The sequence below is a fragment of the Microvirga sp. Mcv34 genome, assembly GCF_024519725.1.
Lineage (GTDB): Bacteria > Pseudomonadota > Alphaproteobacteria > Rhizobiales > Beijerinckiaceae > Microvirga.
Genome location: NZ_JALJRK010000024.1, coordinates 72252 through 78251, shown reverse-complemented (window position 1 = coordinate 78251; position 6000 = coordinate 72252). Strand labels below are relative to the sequence as shown.

Sequence of the window (6000 nt, the reverse complement as noted above, 5' to 3'; positions counted from 1 at the left end):
GCTCGTCCAAATCGCAAATCAGGTCACTGCAACAAGCTCAGGTGAATACGATCGGTTAGACCCTCCTGAGCTACAGCGACATCCGCAGGATCTGAGAGCCGCGGGCCCGGGTCTCTAGGACGACCGCCCCGGATCCTGGCCCGGCTGCAAAAGGGCGAGCAGAGCGTCCGGAACTGGCTCCTTAATGACAGAGGCGTACTCGCTCCGCAGCACCTGCCCGAGCCGGGTCATGGTGGACCGCTTGAGTTTCGGATCCGGAGGTCTGCGGCCGCCTCCCGTGCCGCCTGGTGCTGATGCCAAGGCAAGCGTGCCTTGGGCCTCTGGTGCGTCCTCACCCATGGGCGTCTCATTCCCTTGTAGCAAATACGACTCCGGCTAGGCTCAGTAAGGGAGCCGCAATCAGCCGAAAATTGGGCGGATGCCGGTGCGCCCCACATGCAATTTTGCACACAGCGGCGCTGACCATCACCGTGGGTCAGGTCCGTCCAGACAAACCTGCAGGGCTCAGGTCGGAGGCTTCGGGCGGAGCAGTCGGTGGTCTGCGGCAACTGTGAGCGAGGCCTTGGCAGGTTTGGACCGAGGTGTTCGCGCGAGCGGCACACGGTCAGACTTGAGAGGGGGCCGCATGGCCCCGTGAACCAGCGGGAAATCGCACCGGCGGCTGCTTGTCAGCCGGGCCGAGCTGCTCCTGAGAGCAGCGGAGGCCGAGGGAGCATGCGGACGCTGGTCGTCCGCCCGCAGCCGGAGCGTTCTGCGACGGCAAGTATTCGTATAGTATTAACGAAGGACGCGGTTTTCGCGTCCCGATGGCGAGGCAGGGCTGCGTTCAGCAGACGGATGCCTCGCTCGTACCCGGCCACGATCCGTCTGGATCGTGCGATTTGGCCTCAGCCAAAGCGCGCCGGGACAGCCTCGCAGAGCCCAATGTAAAAGACAGCAGATTTGTCCGAACCGGTAGGTGCGGCAAAACTGCGGTATTGGGCCCTAAAAATTATCCTGCCCCTAAACCTCCCTCTGGACCCCTCCTGTTGGGGGTCTGTGAGCATCAGAGGTGTTCCGACAGCCGTAGGCTATTCCCGTCGGCGGGGTAGGGTCATGCGGGACGTAGAACGGGGCCTGTGGCCCCTCCCGAGCCGATCGAGGGCCTTTGAGCCTGTCCTGCCTCGACCGGCCTCCAGGCCGCTCCGGGCGGGTTTGGAGACGCGCACACAGTGAGAGCGCGTCTTTCTCTGCCGTGAAAACGTATTCCAGCAGTACAAACTGATGTGATTACGCTCCAGCAGAATCGCGGGGGGACACCCGCTGTTCATCGATACGCTGGGCGTCAAGCACAGGATATGTATTCAGGCCAAGCAAAAGACCAGTGGCGTTCTCTGAACGCTTCGAGCAGGGGTTTTACTTTGCACGAATGGAGTCTGGCCGGTGAGCTGGCGAGTCCGGCCGGTGCACTTGGGAGATCCGGGAGCTGCAGCGACCAGGATCGACTGCGATCTAACGGGAGAATGGGTGACAGGTCGATTGTGGCATGACCTGTCACTCTGCTGACAGGCAGGGAGCTTCTCGACCTGTCACATCGTCTGGTCCTTTGGTATGCCTCGACCAGGCGGGGAGGGTGGCCCTCGGCCTCCATGGCACTGGCGGGACGGGCTGGTCGGCCGCTCGGTGTGTCAGGTCGCTTTGCTCCAGACCTGTCACTTGCTCCGGCAGATCTGCGATCAATCCGGCCCGTCTCGTGGAGCGTGTCGGTCGCAGGCTCCTGGCATGAGGCGAGCTTGTATTGGTCCCGGCTGGAGAGCCGCGTGCGAGTGGCCGAGAAGCCAAGCCTTTGCGCCATAAGGGTTTGGCCGAGGTGATGACAGGTGCCCGCATGTATGGCCTGTCACTCAAATGAAAGGTCTGTCGTAACGGGACCTGACAGACTGGGCCGGAACTGATGACAGGTGGTGCCGAAACCGACCTTTCATGTCGGATCTGAAGGGACAGGCGGCTCCATTGACCAGGGATCCCGTCGGAGCGCGATCGGACCAGGCGACGGGTGTCGCGTGGGTATGTCAATGCCGTTTGAATCGTCCCCAGAAGCGCCGAAGTAAAATTCCCCACTTGTGCCGCTTACATCCCCAGGGGCGTCGGTCCATTTTTCGGAGGACGTCCTCGACGGCGCAGGGCCGGTGCCGGATCGGGCGGCGTGATCAGGGCCTTGGAGCGCACATGCTCGGGCATCAGCTCAGCGTGCTGACGCAGGCGGTAACTTGAGCCCTCGATCTGGATCACCACCGCATGATGCAGAAGCCGATCCAGCAGGGCCGTGGCCACCACAGGATCGCCGAACACCTCACCCCATTCGGCAAAGCCGCGGTTCGAGGTCAGGATCATCGCCCCACGCTCATAGCGGGCGTTGACCAGCTGGAAGAACAGGTTGCCGCCCCCGGACACCACCGGCAGATAGCCGATCTCGTCCACAATGAGCAGGGCGGGCCGACAGAAGAATCGGATCCGCTCCGCCAGGCGCCCCTCGCGCTCAGCCCGGGCCAGCGTGCCGATCAGATCTGCCAGGGTGCAGAAGTACACGCTCTTGCCGGCTTTCACTGCCTCCACGCCCAGCGCCGTGGCCAGATGGCTCTTGCCGGTGCCCGGCGGACCGAGGAAGTGCACGACCTCGCAGCGACCAATGAAGCCCAACTGCGCCAGGGTCAGGATGCGGTCGCGGTCGAGCGAAGGCTGGAAGGCAAAGTCGAAGCCCGACAGAGTTTTGATCGTTGCCAGCCGCGCCATGCGCAGGCCGGTCTTGATGCGGCTGTTCTCGCGCAGGGTCAGCTCCTCCGACAGCAGCGTGTCGATAGCCTCCAGCGCGCTGATCTCGCCCTGCTCGAGGCGACGCACGATGGCATCGAGCGCCTCCAGGGCGCGCGGCATCTTCAGGCCGACCAGATCCTGGCGGATCCGCTCCAGAGCCGTGGGGGTGAGTTCGAGAGCGGCACTCATGCGCGGGTCTCCCGGGCTAGATGGCGGGCGACCGCGTCATAGAATTCCAGCGAACGCTGCGCGACCACATCACCAGTGCGGCAGACCGGCGAGATCTCGGATGCACGCATGCGCCCTGTGGGCAGGCTCTTACGATGACCGGGTGCAACCCGGCGCTGATGGCGGCCCTCCAGCACCGGATGGGCGGCAATCAACGCCCCATCCTCGAAGATGCGGATCTCGTCGGCCAGGGTCTGCACCTCGACCACGCGCCGGCGGGTGGCGTCGGGCACGCTGTAGAAGTTGCCGCCCACACTGACCATGCCCTCGCGCGAGATCCGCCGCTCCAGGCGCAGCACCGAGCGGAACGGGGCCAGCGGCAGAGGCCGCAGATGTGGTTGCTCCTCGGCGAAGGCCTCCATGACGACACGGCGCGTGGTGGCATGCATGCGGGGATTGGCGACGGTCGAAAGCCAGTGCTGCAGTTGCCGGTTCAGATCTTCGAGATTGCAAAAGGAGCGGGCCAGGAAGAAGTCCTCGCGGATGTAGCGGAACGGCCGCTCGACCTTGCCTTTGGTCTTGGCCCGATACGGCCGGCAGGCTTTGGGATGGAAGCCGAAGTGACGGGCCAGATCGATGAGGGAGCGATTGTAGACGATGCCGCCGGTGGTGGCCTCGCCGGTGACCACGGTCTTCATGCGATCATAGAGCACCTCGTGCGGTACGCCGCCCAAAGCCTCGAAGGCGGCCACGTGGCAGCGCAAGAGAGTGGCCAGATCCTGATGCAGGACGAAGCGGGCCCAGATCAGGCGGCTGTAGCCCAGCACCAGTGAGAACAGCCACACGATGCGCGGGACGGAGGGCTCGTCGGTGAACACCAGCTGGAACTGGGCGAAGTCGACTTGGGCCTGCACGCCGGGTGGGGTTTCGAAGCGGACCTCGAAGGAGGATGGCGTTGCGGGGCGGATCTCGCGCAGGAAGTCTGTGACCGCGGTGTAGCCGCCGGCATAGCCGCGCTCCCTGATCTCGCGGAACAGGCGGCTGCCGGTCAGGCCCGGAAAGGCGCTCACGCGCTCGCGCAAGTAGCCGGTGAAGGGATCGAGGACGGTCTGACGCGGTTTGCGTGGGCCATAAGCGGGCGCCTCCAGGCCGCGGTGGATGTACTTGCGGACCGTCTTGCGGTCGAGGCCGCTCTGGCGGGCAATGGCCGAGACCGACATGCCCTGCCGGTGCCATTCCAGGATCATGACTAACTCCCCAAGCTGGATCACCGCCTGTCCTCCTGACCATCAGGAGCAGCATCGGCGAAGAAAGCCTGCCGGTCTTCCCGGCGGCTTCCGAAACGATCGGCAGCCGCGCTCACCTGGGGAAAATTCAATCGGCAGGTCTGGGGAGTTTCACTCCGGTATCAACAGGGTATATGAAGCGAGCGCGGACTGTGTGCTTTCGACTGTCGCTCGATCGCGGACGGACTGCCTCCCAGAGAGCAGCAAAAGAGGACAGAGGGCTGCTGGGAAATCTGCCAGGGCGGAGAAGATGTGACAGGCCTCCTGCTTTCGGACCTGTCGCTCGCCCGAAGTGTGAAAGGTAAGTCGAAAAGTGACCTGTCAGGCCGTTTTACTTTGTGCTGTCAGGTGAGAATTTTCAGACCTGCCGTTTGTGCGACAGGTCAGCTTTCCGACCATCTGCCTTTCCGGCGCGACAGACTGGCAGGAGGTTTCTGGTGATAACTGCCATTTGAGTGTCAGTTGAACTCGGCCTTCCGGGTTTCCCTTCGTTGAATCTTGGCCTTAAGGCTGCTACCTTCCGGTTTAATTCGGAGGTGTGAGTCCAACTGCGCGCCTCCTGTTTTTGACAAAGTGAGAGGCTTTGTGATGGGCGCTGCTGCGACCGGATCAGTATCAGTCAACACCGCCCGCAAGGACGGGAAGCGCTACACCTGGGGCGCTGAGCGTCCCGGCGTGATCGAGAAGCGTGTGCAATCGCGCAAAGATCAGATCGACGCTGAGATCGCCAAGATCCGTGAGGAGGGCGAGCAGTGGATCGCGCGTCGGGTTGCGGCCAAAGAGGCTGAGAAGAAAAAGCTGGCCGATCAGGAGGTGCTTGTAGCCGAGCACAGGAAGAAGCTGAAGGAGGGGCGTCGCCCCTTTAATGTGACAAACAGCTTCATCGTGCCTAGAGGCACTTTCACCGATGAGCAGCGTACGGCCATCAAGGCTAAGTATCCTGACATTGATGATGAAGAGGCCGATTTCCTTCTCTCCAAAAGGGCAAGGGAGGGAGTCGAAATCCCTGTTCCTGAGCGTGTATCTCCTCAGGAGACGGATGCTGCTGTTCCCTCAGCGTCTACAGAGCCTTCCTCTGTCATCGAGCAGAGGGCAAAGCCTGTCGAGGCGCCGAAGGTTGTTGCGTCTGAAAAGCCGAAACCTGCCCCTGTTCATATTGAAGCGTCAGTGACGTTCTCTGCTGGGGCTGGTGAGGCTGAGCGCGATTGGTCTGATTTTGATCCCGAGGCGTGGGAAGAGGGTCAGGAATACCCCGAGCACCTTTATCGCGCTGTCCCAGATCAGGACAGGAACCTCTACCTCGTTCCGAACACAGACATGGATGAGGCTGTGGAGCCGAAGGTCACACCGGAGATCCAAGCGCTCCGAGATCGGCGTCGGGAGTTGGAGACGGCAAAGGACGAACTCTACGAGAAGTTCGGCCGAAACCGGATGTCGTGGAGCGCTGATGTGATTGCTGAAGCTGGACGTCTCTATCAAGAGGTGAACGAAGTCGACATTCGGCTGACAAATGCTTTGGCCGGTCTTTGACCGGGGTTTGGTAACGCGAGCATAGAAAAAGGCCCCTCTGTTTCGGGGGCCTTCTTGCGTCTCGACCGGATCAGGCTTTCTTTCGGCGGCAGAAGCTCTCGCTCCACCAGGTGCTCAGGTCACGGTAGCAGTCCCGTTTGAGCAGCATGCCTTTCCAGGGGAAGCGCTTTCTCGGACGTTTCACGGTGATCGACATCGACGGCATCCTTTCTGTTGTCGTGAG

The 6000-nt window shown here is 62.2% G+C and carries 4 protein-coding genes; 1 reads left to right on the top strand and 3 read right to left on the bottom strand.

Features of this window, described 5'->3' with window-relative positions:
- Nucleotides 1-114: 114 nt before the first annotated feature.
- The 3 genes from OC446_RS31055 to istA all read right to left on the bottom strand — a co-directional run bounded on the left by OC446_RS31055 (nucleotide 115) and on the right by istA (nucleotide 4232).
- A complete protein-coding gene (locus tag OC446_RS31055) occupies nucleotides 115-231 on the bottom strand; it encodes a NepR family anti-sigma factor (protein ID WP_410055076.1) in 117 nt (38 codons plus the stop codon).
- Nucleotides 232-2109: 1878 nt separating this feature from the next.
- Nucleotides 2110-2982, bottom strand: coding sequence for an IS21-like element helper ATPase IstB (istB, locus tag OC446_RS14680; protein ID WP_262029772.1), 873 nt, complete (start codon nucleotides 2980-2982; stop codon nucleotides 2110-2112).
- Entirely contained in the window at nucleotides 2979-4232 is a 1254-nt protein-coding gene (istA, locus tag OC446_RS14675) for an IS21 family transposase (RefSeq protein ID WP_262029771.1), read from the bottom strand. The genes istB and istA overlap by 4 nt, the downstream gene beginning before the upstream one ends.
- A 603-nt stretch (nucleotides 4233-4835) precedes the next feature.
- Here istA and OC446_RS14670 point away from each other — a divergent pair.
- Complete coding sequence (locus tag OC446_RS14670; protein ID WP_262029770.1) at nucleotides 4836-5777, top strand: hypothetical protein; 942 nt, start codon at nucleotides 4836-4838, stop codon at nucleotides 5775-5777.
- Nucleotides 5778-6000 lie beyond the last annotated feature (223 nt).

Bases quoted from the DNA above. Each gene is read 5' to 3' on its own strand.
- istB (WP_262029772.1), bottom strand. From the start codon at position 2,982: ATGAGTGCCGCTCTCGAACTCACCCCCACGGCTCTGGAGCGGATCCGC.
- OC446_RS14670 (WP_262029770.1), top strand. From the start codon at position 4,836: ATGGGCGCTGCTGCGACCGGATCAGTATCAGTCAACACCGCCCGCAAG.
- OC446_RS31055 (WP_410055076.1), bottom strand. From the start codon at position 231: ATGACCCGGCTCGGGCAGGTGCTGCGGAGCGAGTACGCCTCTGTCATT.